We start from the raw sequence: 15,530 nt of genomic DNA, 5'->3' as shown, positions 1-15,530 counted from the left end.
ATGGTCACTAGGTAGGAAATGGCGCTGACGCGTCAATGTCCATCCTCGGCCAGAATGGCTTCCACCACCGACTGCACCTCGAACGCCTCCGCGAGCGTGGCGAGGGCATGCGGCTCGCCGGCGACCAGGTGCGCCACCCCCTCCAGCTGCCGGCGCAGCACCAGCGGGCGGATGCGGGCATTGGGCAGGGCATCCGGGTCGGGATGCCAGGTGCCGGCCTGCAGCCGTTCGGCGATCGACCAGTCGCGCAGCCGCACCGATCCCAGGCTGCCGGTCAGGGTGAAGACGTTGTGGTCGTCATGCACCGTGGTACCCACGGTGCCGCTGAGCGTGACCGGCACCCCGCCCGCCGTCAGCCGCGCCGACAGCCCGCGCTCGCTGAGACCGGGCTCGGGGAAGCGCGCGCGACCCGATTGCAGCACCAGCTCGCCCAGCAGCCGGCGGGCCAGGAACAGGAAATGCGACACCACCTCGCGGGTGAAGCCGCCCTGCGCCGGGCCATCCAGCCAGGCGGCGGCATCGCGCTGCCAGGACCGCGGCCAGGTGGCGAAGGCGACCTCGATGCCAAGCGAGCGCGGGGTGCCGATCACCCCCTCGGCAATCCAGGACTGCAGGTGCTGCACCGCGAAGGAGGATGCGAAGGGGAAATTCACCGCCGCCCGCGCCGCCCCGGCCTCGGCGACGAAGGCGCGCGCATCGGCCGGATCCACCGCCAGCGGCTTCTCACAGAACAGCGCGCGGCCGGCGGCCAGGGCCCGCCGGGCATGGCCCAGGTGCGACGCCGGCGGCGAGGCGACATAGACGCAGTCCGCCGCCGCGACCACCGCTTCCGGAGAGTCGAGCAACGGCACCGGCGGCAATTCGCGGGAGATGCGTGCCAGGGATGCCGGCGAGGGATCCCACACGCCGGCCACCCGCACCACGTCGGCCGCGTGCTCAAGGGCGGCGCGCATCAGGCGCTCCCCCATGATGCCCGCGCCGATGACGCCGATGGAGATCAACCTGTCTGCCATTCACGTCTCCATCCGCCGGGTCCGGGCCGGGCGGGAAGGGTTGCGCATCGCCGGAAACAACGCCCCCGTCCATGTCGCGGCCAATCCGGGGATACCCCGGAGTCCGACAGGCGCGGCAGGTTGCCCCCGCGCAGGAACATGGCACATCGGCGTCGAAATCCGGTCCACGATGACAATATCATTTTCCCCGTGTGACAGCGGCTTGTCCATGCCAAGGCTTGCCTCCCCGGCCGCGGGCGGCCATAGCGCGCGCACACAGCCAGCAACGGACCTGCCCATGCGCCCCTCCGGCCGCGCCACCGATGCGCTTCGCGACGTTTCCATCACCACCGGCTTCGCCCATCACGCCGAGGGCTCCTGCCTGATCCGCATGGGCGGCACCGAAGTGCTCTGCACCGCCAGCGTCGAGGCCAAGGTGCCCCCCTTCATGCGCAATTCCGGCCTCGGCTGGGTCACCGCCGAATACGGCATGCTGCCCCGCGCCACCCATACCCGCGGCGACCGCGAGGCAGCCCGTGGCAAGCAGTCCGGCCGCACCCAGGAAATCCAGCGCCTGATCGGCCGCTCCCTGCGCGCGGTGACCGACCGCACCGCCATGGGCGAGATGTCGATCACCCTCGACTGCGACGTGCTGAACGCCGATGGCGGCACGCGCTGCGCCTCGATCACCGGGGCCTGGGTGGCGCTGAATCTCGCCTTCCGCCACCTCGTGCGCATGAACGTGCTGAAGGCGGTGCCACTGATCGGCCAGGTGGCGGCGGTGTCCTGCGGCCTGGTCGACGGCACCGCGGTGCTGGACCTGGACTACGCCGAGGATTCCGGGGCGGAGGCGGACGCCAATTTCGTGCTGACCGACGCCGGCGGCATCGTCGAGATCCAGGGCACGGCGGAGAAGGCCCCCTTCACCGAGGCCCAGTTCCAGGAACTGCTGACGCTGGCGAAACTGGGCACCACGCGGCTGTTCGCCGCCCAGCGCGCGGCGCTGGAGGTGGGCTGATGGCCCGCCGGCTCGCCCGCGGGTCACGGCTGGTCATCGCCACCCACAACAACGGCAAGCTGCGGGAGATCGCCGAGCTGCTGGCGCCGCACGGGATCGACTGCGTCTCGGCCGGGGAACTCGGACTGCCGGAACCCGAGGAAACCGCGGACGACTTCCTCGGCAACGCCCGCATCAAGGCCACGGCCGCGACCCGGGCGGCGGGGCTGCCGGCACTCGCCGACGATTCCGGCTTCTCGCTCGCCGCCCTGGGCGGCGCCCCCGGCGTGCTGTCGGCACGGTGGGCGGGGCCAGGGAAGGATTTCACGCTGGCGATGCAGCGGGTGCAGACGGAACTGGGCGACACCACCGACCGGCGCGCCTGGTTCACCGCCGCCCTCTGCCTGGCCTGGCCGGATGGAGAGACGGCAACGTTCCTTGGACGAGTCGAAGGTGCCGCCGTGTGGCCGCCGCGCGGGGAACGCGGCTTCGGCTACGACCCGATGTTCGTGCCGATCGGCGGGCACCAGACCTACGGAGAAATCGAGCCGGCGGCCAAGCACGCCAGCAGCCATCGGGCGCGGGCCTTTGCCCAGTTGGTGAAGGCCTGCTTCTGACGCGGGGCGCCGCCCCATAGGCGTTCGAAGGGGGGAATGTAGGGCGGACGCAGTCCGCCAACGCAAGGTGGCCATCTCGTGGTGGCATGCGGTGGCGGATGACGCTGCGCTTATCCGCCCTACACCTTCCTCTCCGTTCCCGTTCCACCACAGCACGAGGATCCACAGACCATGCCGGACGAGACCGAACTGCCGAGCGAACCCCGGGGAGAACTGTCCGTCCGCACCCTGGCGATGCCGGCCGACACCAACCCGGCCGGCGACATCTTCGGCGGCTGGATCATGTCGCTGATGGACGTGGCCGGCGGCATCAGCGGCGCCCGCATCGCCGACGGACGCGTGGTCACCGTGCGCGTCACCGACATGACCTTCCATCTGCCGGTCAAGGTCGGCGACGTGGTCTGCTGCTACACCGACCTGCTGCGCGTCGGCACCACATCCCTGACCCTGCGGGTCGAGGCCTGGGTGCTGCGCCAGCGCCGCGGCGAACGCATCCGGGTGACCTCCGCCGAGTTCACCTACGTCGCCCTCGACGAGAACGGCCGACCGCGCCGGGTCAAGCGGGATTAAGCAACCGACGCGGGCGGGGCCGCGCCGGCCAGTAACCTCAGCCGATCTGCACCAGACGGTGCAGCTTGCGGCCGGAGGACAGCTTCACCCCGGCCCGCAGCGCCTCCAGCGGCACCACCTGGCCCTCGTCGCTGACGACCGCATCGTCCAGCCGGGCACCGCCGCCACGGATCAGCCGCCGCGCCTCGGCATTGCTCGCGGCCAGCCCGGCCAGGGTGAACAGGCGGAACACCGGCACTCCCTCGCCTGCTTCCGCCGCCGGGATGGTCACGCGCGGCAGGTCCCCGGCCGCCTGCCCCTGCTCGAAGGTGCGCCGCGCCGTTTCCGCCGCCGCCTCGGCCGCCGCGCGCCCGTGCACCAGCGCGGTCGCCTCGGTGGCCAGCACCTTCTTCGCCTCGTTGATCTCCGCCCCGCCCAGCGCCGCCAGCCGGGCGATCTCGTCCAGCGGCAATTCAGTGAACAGCCGCAGGAAGCGGCCGACATCGGCGTCCTCGGTGTTGCGCCAGAACTGCCAGTAATCGAACACCGGCAGCTTGTCGGCGGCGAGCCACACCGCCCCCTTCGCCGTCTTGCCCATCTTGGCGCCCGAGGCGGTGGCGAGCAGCGGCGTGGTCAGGCCGAAGACCGTCTTGCCCTCGGTGCGGCGCACCAGGTCGATGCCGGAGACGATGTTGCCCCACTGGTCGGAGCCGCCCATCTGCAGCACCACCCCGTAGCGGCGGTTCAGTTCCCGGAAATCATAGCTCTGCAGGATCGAGTAGTTGAATTCCAGGAAGGTCAGCCCCTGCTCGCGCTCCAGCCGGGTGCGGACGCTGTCGAAGCTCAGCATGCGGTTGACGCTGAAATACACGCCGACATCGCGCAACAATTCGATATAACTGAGCTTGTCGAGCCATTCCGCGTTGTTGGGCATCACCGCATCGGTCGGGCCGTCGCCGAGGCGCATCAACTGCTCGATGTTGCGGCGGATGCCCGCCATGTTGGCGGCGATCTGCGCATCGGTCAGCAACTGGCGCGCTTCCTCGCGGAACGAGGGGTCGCCGATCCGCGTGGTGCCGCCGCCGAGCAGCGGCACCGGGCGATGGCCGTGGCGCTGCAGCAGCCGCAGCAGCATCAGCGGCAGCAGGTGCCCCACATGCAGGCTGTCGGCGGTGCAGTCGAAGCCGATATACCCTGACACGATTCCCGCCTTCAGCGCGGCCTCGAGGCCCTCGGTATCGGTGCACTGGAAGACGAAGCCGCGCTCGGTGGCCTCGTGCAGGAAGTCGGCGCTGGGCATTGTCGCTGGTCCGGTCTGCTCGAAGGAGGTGCGGGCTAGCACAGGAGAACAACCGATGGAAATGCTGCGGGCGATCGGGCTGATGAGCGGCACCTCGCTGGACGGGGTGGACGCGGCCTGGATCGAGACCGACGGCGAGCGCGTCGGCCGGACCGGGCCGGCGCTCACCCTGCCCTATCCGGCGGCGCTGCGGGCGGAATTGCGGGCGCTGCTCGACCGTGCCCCCGGGCTCGGGCGCCACGACCCTGAGGTGGCCGCCATCGCCGCGCGGCTGACCGCGCGCCATGCCGAGGCGGTGCGGGCGATCGGGGCAGAGGCCGACATCCTGGGCTTTCATGGCCAGACCATCCTGCACCGGCCGCAGCAGCGCCTGACCTGGCAGATCGGCGACCCGGCGGGGCTGGCCGCGGCGACCGGGCTGCCGGTCGCCTGGGATTTCCGCAGCGCCGACGTCGCCGCCGGCGGCGAGGGCGCACCGCTGGTGCCGGCCTTCCACGCCGCCCTGGCGTGCGACCTGCCGAAGCCGCTCGCGGTGCTGAACATCGGCGGCGTCGCCAACGTCACCTACCTGGGCGCCGACGGCAGCCTGCTGGCCTGCGACACCGGCCCCGGCAACGGGCCGCTGGACGACTGGGCCGCCCGCCACGGCAACCAGGACTGCGACCGCGACGGCGCGCTTTCGGCGGCGGGGCGGGTCGATGCGACGGTGCTGCGGCGGCTGCTGGCCGATCCCTACCTGGCCCGTCCCCTGCCCAAGTCGCTGGACCGGCTGGATTTCGGCCGCACGCTGGCGGCCAGCGGGCTGGAGCGGCTGTCCCCCGCCGATGGCGCCGCGACGCTGGTTGCCTTCACCGCCGAGGCGGTTGCCCGCGCCCCCCTGCCCGCCGCGCCACGGCGCTGGCTGGTCTGCGGCGGCGGCCGGCACAACCCGTCGATCATGGCCGCCCTGCGGGAGCGGCTGGGCGCGGTGGCGGCGGTGGAAAGCGTCGGCTGGGATGGGGATACGCTGGAAGCGGCCTGTTTCGGCTTCCTGGCGGTGCGGGTGCTGCGCGGGCTGCCGCTGAGCTTCCCCGGCACCACCGGGGTGCCCCGGCCGCTGCCGGGCGGCACCGTGGTCCGTCCCGTGGCGGAGCAGCCGGTCCCGGCCGGCGGTTGACGCTCCCGACCCGAGCGAAAGGCCCGGGGACCGGCAACGGCCCGGGCCTTTCGCTGGGATCGGGGGAGGTCAGTCGGCGGCGAGCGCCATGGCGCGGCGCGCGACGGTCTTGCGCACGTAGTCCTCGAGATGCTCGGCGATCACGTCGGCATGGCTGGCGAAAACATGGTCGGCCCCGGGCAGGATGCGATAATCGACCGACACGCCCTTCTGGGTGTTGAGCTTGTCGACCAACTTCTTCACGGCGGGCTCAGGCACCAGTTCGTCGCTGTCGCCATGCAGCATGAGCCCGCCGCATGGACACGGAGCGAGGAAGCCGAAATCGTAGTGGTTGGCCGGCGGCGCCACGCTGATCCAGCCGGAGATCTCCGGGCGGCGCATGAGCAACTGCATGCCGATGAACGCGCCGAAGGAATAGCCGGCGATCCACAGCCCGCCGGAATTCGGGTTGACCGCCTGCATCCAGTCCAGCGCCGCCGCGGCGTCGCCGATCTCGCCGATGCCGCCGTCATACCGCCCCTGGCTGCGCCCGACCCCGCGGAAATTGAAGCGCATCACCGAGAAGCCCAGGCGCTGGAAGGCCTGGTACATCGTGTAGGTGACGCGGTTGTTCATGGTCCCGCCGTGCAGCGGGTGCGGATGCAGTATCAGCGCGAGTGGCGCTCCGGTCTCCTTGGAGTGGTGGTAGCGACCCTCCAACCGGCCATCCGGGCCGGCGAACATGACTTCAGGCATGATGCTGCGAAATCCGTTTCCTGTAAGCCCCGGCCACGAACGACCGGGCTGACACCCTCGGGAGATGACCGGTCCGCCCGGGCCGGCCGGACCATGGGGTTTGACGGGACCCGCGATCGCTTAACGATACCACAAGCCCTGCCCGATCAGTGATCGATGACCCCAGATAGGCACGCCTCTTGCAAAGACTTGTTTTCCCAAGGCTCTTTTTGCAAGAGTTTTTGCAAGAGGTCAGGCAGCCCCGCCCCCTGCGGGAGGAGAATCCCTTACCGCGATCCCCTGAACCGCGCGAATCACATGCAGGATCAGGCGCGAATTCTTGACCGACGAACTCAGGAATGCTTGCCTGCCGCCAACCCTGGATGTGCCCGAACCATTGGCCGCGAGCGATCCCATTTCTGACCTGAACCGTTCTGCCCGTCCGTTGCAATTGACGAAGACCGGCCCCTCCCCTCGAACCGCCCAGGGCGGGACCGAATGCCCCAGGGCTGCCGGACTATAGGTCGGAGCGCGCAACTTTCATAATGGAAAAGTGTCGCATGGGATTCATGTTTTTGCGGGACGCCATCCACGCCTATCAGGAGCGCGATCCGGCGGCACGGTCCTGGCTGACGGTTTTGCTGTGCTACCCCGGGTTGCACGCACTGATCTGGCATCGCATGGCCCATGCCTTGTGGGAATTACGCTTGTTCCTGCTGGCGCGAATGCTTGCGCATCTCGGCCGTTTTTTGACCGGAATCGAAATCCATCCCGCCGCGCGCATCGGCCGGCGCCTGGTCATCGACCACGGCCTGGGCGTGGTAATCGGGGAAACGGCGGAAATCGGCGACGATGTCCACCTGTATCACCAGGTGACGCTGGGGGGGACGTCGCTGGCCCGCGGCAAGCGCCATCCGACCATCGGCAACAACGTCATCATCGGGGCCGGCGCCAAGGTGCTGGGCAACATCACCATCGGCGACAATGCCCGGATCGGCGCCAATGCCGTCGTGCTCGCGCCGGTGCCGGCCGGGACCACGGTGGTCGGCATCCCGGCCCGGCCGGTGGATCGCCGCCACCTGCCGAACCTGCGGCCATGCTTCGACCCGTATGGCACCCCGGCCGAAGGCGTGCTGGACCCGCTGCTGCACGACATCGAGCAACTGCGCACCGAGCTGACTGAAATCGAGGCAAGGCTGGCCCGGATCGACCCCGACGGCAGGGCGACGACACGGCCGGGCCACGGCGTGACGATTGGAACCTAGGCGATGCATCTCTCGACGCGCGCGCGTTATGCGGTGATGGCAATGGTGGACCTCGCCTGTCGGGATGGCGGCGAGGCCCCGGATGGCGGGCCGGTGACGCTCGCCCAGATCGCGGCGAGCCAGCAGCTCAGCCTGTGCTACCTGGAACAGCTTTTCGTCGGACTGCGCCGGGCCGGGCTGGTGCTGTCCGCCCGCGGCCCTGGCGGTGGCTACCGGCTGGGGCGGCCGGCCGTCGAGATGGTGATCGCCGACATCGTCGATGCGGTGGAGGAACCAATCCGGGCAACGCGCTGCGCCGATGAGGCCGGCTGCATGAAGGACAAGGACGGCGGCACCGCGACCTGCAGCACGCATGACCTCTGGTGCGAGCTGGAACGGCAGATCCGCCTGTTCCTCTCCGGCGTCACCCTGGCCGACGTGGTGCACGGCCGCGTCTCCGGCCGGGCCGTCGCGCCGCTGCTGCTGGAGGCGGTGTGACCTACCTCGATGCCAATGCCACCGAGCCGCTGCGCCCCGAGGCGCGCCGGGCGGTGCTGGAGGCGCTCGACCTGACCGGGAACCCCTCCTCGGTGCACGCCGCCGGGCGGGCGGCGCGGCGCCTGTTGGAGGAAGCGCGGGAGCGGCTCGCCACCCGCTTCGGCGCCCGGGCGCAGGACGTGATCTTCACCTCGGGCGGCACCGAGGCCAACGCGCTGGCGCTGCACGCGCTCGGCGCCGGGCGGCGCCTGATCGTCGGCGCCACCGAGCATGCCGCCATCCGCGCCGCCGCCCCCGGCGCCACCGTGCTGCCCGTGGATGCCGAGGGCGTGGCCGACCTCGACGCCCTGCGCCGCCTGCTGGCCGGGGGGCCGCCGGCGCTGGTCTGCCTGATGCTCGCCAACAACGAGACCGGCACGATCCAGCCGGTGGCGGAGGCGGCGGCGCTGTGCCGGGACGCCGGCGCGCGGCTGCATGTCGACGCCGTGCAGGGGGCCGGGCGCATCGGCGCGGACCTGGCCGGGCTCGGCGCCGACAGCCTGGCGCTGTCCGCCCATAAGCTCGGCGGCCCGCCGGGGGCGGGGGCGCTGCTGGTGGCGCCGGCGCATTCGGCCGGGCTGGCGCCGCTGATCGGCGGCGGCGGCCAGGAACGCAACCGCCGCGGCGGCACCCCGGCCCTGCCCGCCATCGCCGGCTTCGCCGCCGCCGCGACAGCCCTGGATGTCGCCGCCATGGCGGCGCTGGCGCGGCTGCGCGACACCGCCGAACACGCCGCCATCGCCGCCGGCGCCCGCCCGCTCGGCGCCGGGGCCGCACGCCTGCCCAACACCACCTGCCTCGCCTTGCCGGGGGTGCGGGCGGATACCCAGGTGATCGCGCTCGACCTCGCCGGCATCCAGGTCTCGGCCGGGGCCGCCTGCTCCTCGGGCAAGGTGGAGCGCAGCCACGTGCTGGACGCCATGGGCGCCGGCGCGCTCGCCGCGGAGGCGATCCGGGTGTCGCTGCCCTGGAACGCCACCGAAACCGATATCAGCGCTTTCGTGAACGCATACCAATCCATGGCCGCGCGGCTTTGCCGCAACGCCGCCTGAGCCTACATCGATCGCATGATCGCCCGCCCCAACCGCCCGGTCTACCTGGACAACCAGGCCACCACCGCCTGCGACCCGCGCGTGGTGCAGGCCATGCTGCCTTTCTTCACCGAGCATTTCGGCAACCCGCACAGCGCCGAGCACGCGCTCGGCCGGCAGGCCGAGGCGGCGGTCGAGGCGGCGCGCGCCGAGGTCGCCGCCGTGATCGGCGCCACCGCCCGGGAGATCGTCTTCACCTCGGGCGCCACCGAGAGCAACAACATCGCCATCAAGGGCGCGGCCCGCCACGCCGCCCGCGGCGGCGACCCGCGCCGGCGCATCGTCACCCTCGCCACCGAGCATAAATGCGTCCTGGAATCCGTGGCCGACCTGCGCGAGGAGGGGTTCGAGCCGGTGGTGCTGCCGGTGCGCGCGGACGGCACGCTCGACCCCGACCGGCTGGCCGAGGCGCTGGCCGTGCCGACCCTGCTGGTCAGCATCATGGCGGTGAACAATGAAACCGGCGTGGTGCAGGACCTGCGCCCCCTGGCCGCCCTGGCCAAGGCCGCCGGCGCGCTGGTCCATACCGACGCCGCCCAGGGCTTCGGCAAGGTGCCGCTCGACGTCGAGGCGCTCGGGCTGGATCTGGTGTCGATCAGCGGCCACAAGATCTACGGGCCGAAAGGCGTCGGTGCGCTGTATGTGCGGCGGCGGCCGCGCGTGCGGCTGGCCGCCCTGTTCTCCGGCGGCGCACAGGAACGCGGCCTGCGCTCCGGCACGCTGCCGGCACCACTGATCGTGGGGCTGGGCGAAGCCGCAAGGCTCGCCCGGATGGAAATGGCCGAGGACGCTGCCCGCATCGGCGCCCTGCGCGACACGCTGCTCGCCCGGCTGCGGGCCGGCATCCCCGGCCTGGTCGTCAACGGCAGCCAGGCCGCCCGCCTGCCCGGCAACCTGAACCTGACCTTCCCCGCCGCCAGCGCGGCCGAACTGATCGCCGCCCTGCCCGACCTGTGCGTCTCCACCGGCTCGGCCTGTTCCTCGGCCGAGGTGGAACCGTCCTATGTGCTGCGCGCATTGGGCCTGTCCGACGACGCAGCCGGGCGCACCTTGCGCATCGGATTGGGACGCTTTACCACCCCGGCCGACATCGATTTCGCCGGGGCGGCCCTGATCGCGGCACACACCCGGTTGGCCAACGCACATATCGAGGCCCAAGTCACCTGATGCCCAACATGACCTTCATCGAGCGCGACGGCACGCGCCGCGTCGTCGATGCGCCGGTTGGCCTGTCGGTTCTGGAGATCGCCCACAAGCACGGCATCGACATCGAAGGCGCCTGCGAGGGATCGCTCGCCTGCTCGACCTGCCACGTGATCGTGGATCCGTCCTGGTTCGGCAAGCTCTCCGGCCCCACCGAGGACGAGGAAGACATGCTCGACCTCGCCTTCGGCCTGGAGAAGACCTCCCGGCTGGGATGCCAGATCGTGATGACCGAGGCCCTGGACGGGCTGGTGGTGCGGCTGCCTCCGGGCACCCGCAACATGCAGGCCGGCTGAACCGCCGCGCCGGGGCGCTGCCCCGGCCCCGCCAGGAGGCTTTGCCTCCTGGACCTCCACCAAGGGCCATAGGCCCTTGGATCCCCGTTTCGGGGAATGGCCTCCTATATAAATGGGATCCAAGGGCGAAGCCCTTGGCAGGTCCAGGGCGGAGCCCTGGCGGGGTCGGGGGCAGAGCCCCCGGGGGAGCGCTGGAATGCGGGTATTGGTCGCCATGTCGGGCGGAGTGGACAGCAGCGTCGTGGCGGCGTTGCTGTCGCGGGCCGGCCATGACGTCATCGGCGTCACCCTGCAATTGTACGACCACGGCGCCGCAACCGGCCGCAAGGGCGCCTGCTGTGCCGGCCAGGACATCCACGATGCGCGGCGGGTCGCCGATCACCTGGGCATCCCGCATTACGTGATCGATGCCGAGGCCAGGTTCCGCGACGCGGTGATCGCCGATTTCGCCGACAGCTATGCCGTGGGCGAGACGCCGGTGCCCTGCGTGCGCTGCAACCAGAGTGTGAAGTTCGGGGATCTGGTGGCCCTGGCCGCCGATCTCGGGGCCGAGCGTCTGGCGACCGGCCATTATGTCCGTCGGCTGGACGGCCCCGAGGGGGCGGAGCTGCACCGGGCGGTGGATCCGGCGCGTGACCAGAGCTGGTTCCTGTTCGCGACCACGCGGGCGCAGTTGGAACGGTCGCTGTTCCCGCTCGGGGAGATGCCGGACAAGGCGGCGGTGCGGGCCGAGGCGGGGCGGCTTGGCCTGCCGGTGGCGGCCAAGCCGGACAGCCAGGACATCTGTTTCGTGCCGCAGGGCAGCTATGTCGACATGGTGGCGCGGCTACGTCCGGAAGCGGTCGCAGCGGGGGAAATCGTGACCGAGGCCGGCGAGGTGGTCGGCCAGCACGACGGCGTCGCCCGCTACACCGTGGGCCAGGCGAAGCGGCTGGGCATGGCAGCGCAGGCCGGCGGGTCCCGCCGGGTGGTGGTGGCGCTGGATGCGGCGCGGCGACGGGTCGTGGTGGGCGCTCCGGGCGCGGGGACGCGGCTGGTGCGCCTGCGCGAAGTCAACTGGCTGACGGCGCCACGGCCGTTGCGCTGCGCGGTCAAGCTGCGGGCGCGGGATTCGCTGCATCCGGCGGAAGTGGTGCCGACCGCGGACGGGGCGGAGGTGCGGCTGGACGCACCGGTGTTGCCCGCCCCGGGCCAGGGCTGTGTCTTCTATACGGGCGAGCGGGTGCTGGGGGGCGGATTCATTCGTCCGATCCCGGCGAGTTCCGGTTGACGCGCCGGGATCGGGACGCTATGTCCCCCGCCTCCGCGATGGATGGCGGCGTAGCTCAGCGGTAGAGCAGGGGAATCATAATCCCTTGGTCGGTGGTTCAAATCCGCCCGCCGCTACCATCCTCCCCCTGCTCAACGGCCCATCTCCGCCGGGAAGACGAAGCGCATCGCCCGGCTGATCGCAGCCGGCACCACCGAGCCGTGAGTCTCGCCGGCGAAGGTGACGAACTCCACCTGCGGGCCGTTTTCCCCCATCTCCGCCAGCCGCTGCGCCAGATCGCGCGCGCGGTCCACCATGCGGGCCATGCGCAGCCGCCCGGTATGCGCATCCTCCCCCGGCGCGACCGGCCCGGGTGGGGGTTGTTCGAGCCCGCCGACCGTGATCAGCACGCCGCGCCCGGCCGTGCCGGGGGGCGGGTGGTCGATGAAGCGGCGCGCGCTGTGCAGCACCGCCGTGTCATGCCACCAGATCGAGGGGCTGGCGGCCACGTGGCGTGCGAACAGGCCGGGGCGGGTGAACAGCGCGTGCAGCACGCACAGCCCTCCATAGGAATGGCCGAAGATCGCCTGGCGCGCGGCATCGACCGGAAACGCCGCCGCCAGACGCGGCATCACCTGCCCCGCCAGCGCATCGAGGAACGCATCCGCGCCGCCACTGCCGGGCGGCGCCCCGGCGGCAGGCGGCGTGTAGTCGCGCTGGCGGCGCCGCATGATCGTTGCGGCATCGTCGGTGGGATAACCGAGCGCGACGATCACGCCGGGCCGGACACCGGTCACATCGCCCCGCCGCGCCTGCAGCCGTATCGCCTCCACCGCCGTGCCGAAATGGGCGTTGCCGTCGAGCAGGTACAGCACCGGGAAACCACTGGGCGGCGGCTCCGTCTCCGGCCAGCCGACCTGCACGCGCCAGCCGCCCTCGCCCACCGGCAGGTCCCAGTACAGGCTGCGGGGAATGGCGACAGGCGCCGGGACCGGCGCGGCCCCCATCGCCAGCAGCGCCGCCGCGCCGAGGCCCAGCCCCCGGCGCGGCACCTGCAGGCCGCTCACCATCGATAGCTCAGCGAACCGATGACGGTCCGGCGATTGCCGAAGAAGCAGGTGGTCGCGGTGGAGCAACTGGAGATGTACTCCTTGTCGAAGAGGTTGCTGGCATTGAGCGCGAGCTGCGTGCCCTTCAGCTTGTCGTGCAGGGCGCCGAGATCGTAGCGGATGGCGGCGTCGAACAGCGCGAAGCCGGGCACGCGGAAGCTGTTCGCCTCGTCGCCGGGGGCAGAGCCGATGTAGCGGATGCCGGCCCCGATCCCGAAGCCGGCAAGCCGGCCTTCGCGAAAACTGTAGTCGGCCCAGGCCGAGGCCATGTGCTCGGGCACCGACGGAGCCTGGTTGCCGCTGACCCCGGCCACGGTGGAGCGGGTGATGCGGGCGTCGGTATAGGCGTAGGTGCCGATGAGATCGAGGCTGTCCGTCAGGCTCGCCCGCCCTTCCAGTTCGAAGCCGCGGGACCGGATTTCGCCGGTCTGGGTGCTGTAGCTGCTGTTCAGCGGATCGGTGGTCAGCACGTTCTGCTGGGTGATCTGGAACAGCGCCGCCTGCACGAAGCTGTTGTACCCGGCTGGCTGGAATTTCACGCCGGTCTCGAACAGCTCGCCGGTGGTGGGCTTGAAGGCACCGCCGCCGCGCGCGGGCGAATAGGTGCCGCTGTTGGGCAGGAACGAGGTGGCGTAACTGACATAGGGCGCGAGCCCGTTGTCGAACAGGTACAGCAGGCCGGTCCGCCAGGTGACGGCGTTGTCCGTCTGGGTGGTGCGGGCCCCGGTGGCGACCGTCACCGTCTCGGTGGTGGCACGGTCGAGCCGCACCCCGATGTTCAGGCGCCAGCGGCCGAAGGCCATCTGGTCCTGCAGATAGCCACCGAGCTGGTCCTGGTCCTGCAGCGTGGTGGCCAGCGGAATCACCGGAATCCTGACATTGTAGACCGGCGCGAACAGATCGAGCGAGGGCGCGGTCACGCTGCCCAGCTTGCGGCTGGCGGAACTGTAACTCCAATCGAGCCCGGTCAGCACGGTATGGAACAGCGGGCCGGTGGCGAAGCTGGCCTGCACCTGGTTGTCGAGCGCCACCGTGTTGGCTTCCTCGATCGACTGGGTGGCGATCCGCGTCAGCGTGCGCTGGTTGGCGGCGACGGCGCGGCCGGACACCGCACGGAACTCGCTGCTGATGTGCTGGTACCGGAAATTCTGCCGCACCGTCCAGACATCGTCGATGCGGCGCTCGAACTGATAGCCGATGGAGCCGGCGCGGCGCTGGTAGCGGTTCCAGTTCGGATCGCCGGCGAAGAAACCGGACGGCAGCGTGCCATAGGGGTTGGCGGTCACCGTGCCGGTCGCCGGCACGAAATTGTAGAAGCCGCCATCGGGATCGTACTGGTAGTTGGCAAGCAGCGTCAGCGTGGTGTCCTGGTCGGGCTTCCAGGTCACCGCCGGCGCGATGGCAAGGCGGCGCTCCTTGCTGAAGTCGTACTGCGTGTCGCTCATCTGGCCGACGCCGGTCAGGCGATAGAGGAAATCGCCATCCCCGGTCAGCGGGCCGCCGAAATCGAAGGCACCCTGGGCATAGCCGTCATTGCCCACGTCCACCCGCACCTCGTGGGTGGGCATTTCGGTGGGACGACGGCTGACGAGATTGACCAGGCCACCCGCGCCGGTCTGGCCATAGAGCACCGAGGCGGGGCCGCGCAGCACCTCGATACGCTCAAGCAACCATGGATCGACATTGGGAATGGCATAGGAAACGCCCCGTTGCTGCCGCAGCCCGTCGAGGAAGCCCACATAGGCCGCGTTGGTGCCCTGCCCGCCGAAGCCGCGCACATAGACCGTGTCGTAGCGCGCGCTCGGCCGCACTTCCGGCAGCACGCCGGCGGTGTAGCGCAGCGCCTGCGCCACCGTCCGGGCGCCCTGGTCGTCGATCTGGTCGCGCGTGACCACGCCCACGGATTGCGGCGCCTCGATCAGCGGCGTGTCGGTCTTGGTGCCGGTGGTGGTCAGCGGCGCGACATAGCCGGAGATCGGCTGCCAGGCGTGCCAGGCGGTCGCCTGCACATTGACTTCCGGCAACGTCATGTCGCCGGCATTGCTCATCGCCGGCAGCAGCGTCACCGTCTTCGGATCGGTGAATTGCCCGCTCAGGCCGGTGCCCATCAGCAGCCGTTCCAATGCCTGCGACGGCGTGAGCCGACCGAGGACGGCAGTGGACTGCCGCCCCCGCACCAGCGTGTCCGCCGCGACGATCTGCAGCCCCGACTGTCGGGAAAAGCCGATCAAGGCATCCTGCAAGGGCTGCGCCGGAATATCGAAATCCGGCAATGTTGCCACCCCGGCCGGCGCGGGGATGGCAGGCGCGGCCGGGCCTTGCGCCTGCGCGGGAAAAGCCAGCACCGCCGCCGCCAGTGTCAGCGCCGTGGAAGCAAGCAATATCCGGTTTCGTCCCCCGACGGCCTTTCGCCGGGATGCACCTGCAGCGCCACGCTGTTCGAACGTCATGCCGTCCTGCCTCACCTCCGCCGGTT

15 protein-coding genes and 1 tRNA gene are annotated in these 15,530 nt (G+C 70.8%); 11 read left to right on the top strand and 5 right to left on the bottom strand.

Translation table 11 applies throughout. The features are described 5' to 3' along the window. Window positions 1-32 precede the first annotated feature (32 nt). The gene (locus NBY65_RS13615; protein ID WP_150042022.1) at window positions 33-1,013 is read right to left on the bottom strand and encodes a Gfo/Idh/MocA family protein; all 981 of its coding nucleotides are present in this window, start codon (window positions 1,011-1,013) and stop codon (window positions 33-35) included. 277 nt (window positions 1,014-1,290) lie between these two features. Between NBY65_RS13615 and rph the strand changes: the two genes are divergently transcribed. From rph to NBY65_RS13600, 3 genes are all read left to right on the top strand, one after another. Beyond that, window positions 1,291-2,010, top strand: coding sequence for a ribonuclease PH (gene rph, locus NBY65_RS13610; RefSeq protein ID WP_150042023.1), 720 nt, complete (start codon window positions 1,291-1,293; stop codon window positions 2,008-2,010). Beyond that, a complete protein-coding gene (locus tag NBY65_RS13605; protein ID WP_150042024.1) occupies window positions 2,010-2,606 on the top strand; it encodes a non-canonical purine NTP pyrophosphatase in 597 nt (198 codons plus the stop codon). The genes rph and NBY65_RS13605 overlap by 1 nt, the downstream gene beginning before the upstream one ends. Before the next feature lie 171 nt (window positions 2,607-2,777). Then, a complete protein-coding gene (locus tag NBY65_RS13600) occupies window positions 2,778-3,176 on the top strand; it encodes an acyl-CoA thioesterase (protein ID WP_150042025.1) in 399 nt (132 codons plus the stop codon). A 37-nt stretch (window positions 3,177-3,213) separates the two neighbouring features. On the opposite strand, the gene tyrS is transcribed toward NBY65_RS13600, so the two are convergent. Then, complete coding sequence (gene tyrS, locus NBY65_RS13595) at window positions 3,214-4,455, bottom strand: tyrosine--tRNA ligase (protein WP_150042026.1); 1,242 nt, start codon at window positions 4,453-4,455, stop codon at window positions 3,214-3,216. A 64-nt stretch (window positions 4,456-4,519) separates the two neighbouring features. On the opposite strand from tyrS, the gene NBY65_RS13590 reads away from it, so the two are divergent. Continuing rightward, complete coding sequence (locus NBY65_RS13590) at window positions 4,520-5,611, top strand: anhydro-N-acetylmuramic acid kinase (RefSeq protein WP_150042069.1); 1,092 nt, start codon at window positions 4,520-4,522, stop codon at window positions 5,609-5,611. Between the two features lie 69 nt (window positions 5,612-5,680). Here the strand turns inward: NBY65_RS13590 and NBY65_RS13585 are convergent, their stop codons facing one another. Next, a complete protein-coding gene (locus NBY65_RS13585) occupies window positions 5,681-6,346 on the bottom strand; it encodes an alpha/beta hydrolase (protein WP_150042027.1) in 666 nt (221 codons plus the stop codon). A 539-nt stretch (window positions 6,347-6,885) separates the two neighbouring features. Here NBY65_RS13585 and cysE point away from each other — a divergent pair. The 7 genes from cysE (at window position 6,886) to NBY65_RS13550 (ending at window position 12,085) form a co-directional block, all read left to right on the top strand. Then, on the top strand, window positions 6,886-7,590 hold the full coding sequence (gene cysE / locus NBY65_RS13580) for a serine O-acetyltransferase (protein WP_150042028.1): 705 nt from the start codon (window positions 6,886-6,888) through the stop codon (window positions 7,588-7,590). Window positions 7,591-7,593: 3 nt separating this feature from the next. After that, complete coding sequence (locus NBY65_RS13575; RefSeq protein ID WP_150042029.1) at window positions 7,594-8,067, top strand: Rrf2 family transcriptional regulator; 474 nt, start codon at window positions 7,594-7,596, stop codon at window positions 8,065-8,067. Further along, on the top strand, window positions 8,064-9,158 hold the full coding sequence (locus NBY65_RS13570; RefSeq protein WP_150042030.1) for a cysteine desulfurase family protein: 1,095 nt from the start codon (window positions 8,064-8,066) through the stop codon (window positions 9,156-9,158). Before NBY65_RS13575 ends, NBY65_RS13570 begins: the two co-directional genes overlap by 4 nt. A 15-nt stretch (window positions 9,159-9,173) precedes the next feature. Then, entirely contained in the window at window positions 9,174-10,364 is a 1,191-nt protein-coding gene (locus NBY65_RS13565) for a cysteine desulfurase family protein (protein WP_150042031.1), read from the top strand. Further along, entirely contained in the window at window positions 10,364-10,696 is a 333-nt protein-coding gene (locus NBY65_RS13560; RefSeq protein WP_150042032.1) for a ferredoxin family 2Fe-2S iron-sulfur cluster binding protein, read from the top strand. Before NBY65_RS13565 ends, NBY65_RS13560 begins: the two co-directional genes overlap by 1 nt. A 196-nt stretch (window positions 10,697-10,892) precedes the next feature. After that, on the top strand, window positions 10,893-11,966 hold the full coding sequence (gene mnmA, locus NBY65_RS13555) for a tRNA 2-thiouridine(34) synthase MnmA (RefSeq protein WP_150042033.1): 1,074 nt from the start codon (window positions 10,893-10,895) through the stop codon (window positions 11,964-11,966). A 44-nt stretch (window positions 11,967-12,010) separates the two neighbouring features. Beyond that, window positions 12,011-12,085: transfer RNA gene (locus NBY65_RS13550), tRNA-Met, on the top strand. A gap of 12 nt (window positions 12,086-12,097) precedes the next feature. Here the strand turns inward: NBY65_RS13550 and NBY65_RS13545 are convergent. Continuing rightward, entirely contained in the window at window positions 12,098-13,015 is a 918-nt protein-coding gene (locus NBY65_RS13545) for an alpha/beta hydrolase (RefSeq protein WP_150042034.1), read from the bottom strand. Beyond that, a complete protein-coding gene (locus NBY65_RS13540) occupies window positions 13,009-15,435 on the bottom strand; it encodes a TonB-dependent siderophore receptor (RefSeq protein ID WP_203330548.1) in 2,427 nt (808 codons plus the stop codon). The genes NBY65_RS13545 and NBY65_RS13540 overlap by 7 nt, the downstream gene beginning before the upstream one ends. Between the last annotated feature and the right edge of the window lie 95 nt (window positions 15,436-15,530).

The organism is Rhodovastum atsumiense (assembly GCF_937425535.1).
Taxonomy (GTDB): Bacteria; Pseudomonadota; Alphaproteobacteria; order Acetobacterales; family Acetobacteraceae; genus Rhodovastum; species Rhodovastum atsumiense.
The sequence above is the reverse complement of the archived record's forward strand: the minus strand, read 5'-3'. Positions and strand labels throughout refer to the sequence as shown.

Excerpts from the sequence above, each read along its gene's own strand:
- NBY65_RS13615 (WP_150042022.1), bottom strand. The coding sequence starts at position 1,013 with ATGGCAGACAGGTTGATCTCCATCGGCGTCATCGGCGCGGGCATCATG.
- rph (WP_150042023.1), top strand. The coding sequence starts at position 1,291 with ATGCGCCCCTCCGGCCGCGCCACCGATGCGCTTCGCGACGTTTCCATC.
- NBY65_RS13605 (WP_150042024.1), top strand. The coding sequence starts at position 2,010 with ATGGCCCGCCGGCTCGCCCGCGGGTCACGGCTGGTCATCGCCACCCAC.
- NBY65_RS13600 (WP_150042025.1), top strand. The coding sequence starts at position 2,778 with ATGCCGGACGAGACCGAACTGCCGAGCGAACCCCGGGGAGAACTGTCC.
- tyrS (WP_150042026.1), bottom strand. The coding sequence starts at position 4,455 with ATGCCCAGCGCCGACTTCCTGCACGAGGCCACCGAGCGCGGCTTCGTC.
- NBY65_RS13585 (WP_150042027.1), bottom strand. The coding sequence starts at position 6,346 with ATGCCTGAAGTCATGTTCGCCGGCCCGGATGGCCGGTTGGAGGGTCGC.
- cysE (WP_150042028.1), top strand. The coding sequence starts at position 6,886 with ATGGGATTCATGTTTTTGCGGGACGCCATCCACGCCTATCAGGAGCGC.
- NBY65_RS13575 (WP_150042029.1), top strand. The coding sequence starts at position 7,594 with ATGCATCTCTCGACGCGCGCGCGTTATGCGGTGATGGCAATGGTGGAC.
- NBY65_RS13565 (WP_150042031.1), top strand. The coding sequence starts at position 9,174 with ATGATCGCCCGCCCCAACCGCCCGGTCTACCTGGACAACCAGGCCACC.
- NBY65_RS13560 (WP_150042032.1), top strand. The coding sequence starts at position 10,364 with ATGCCCAACATGACCTTCATCGAGCGCGACGGCACGCGCCGCGTCGTC.
- mnmA (WP_150042033.1), top strand. The coding sequence starts at position 10,893 with ATGCGGGTATTGGTCGCCATGTCGGGCGGAGTGGACAGCAGCGTCGTG.
- NBY65_RS13545 (WP_150042034.1), bottom strand. The coding sequence starts at position 13,015 with ATGGTGAGCGGCCTGCAGGTGCCGCGCCGGGGGCTGGGCCTCGGCGCG.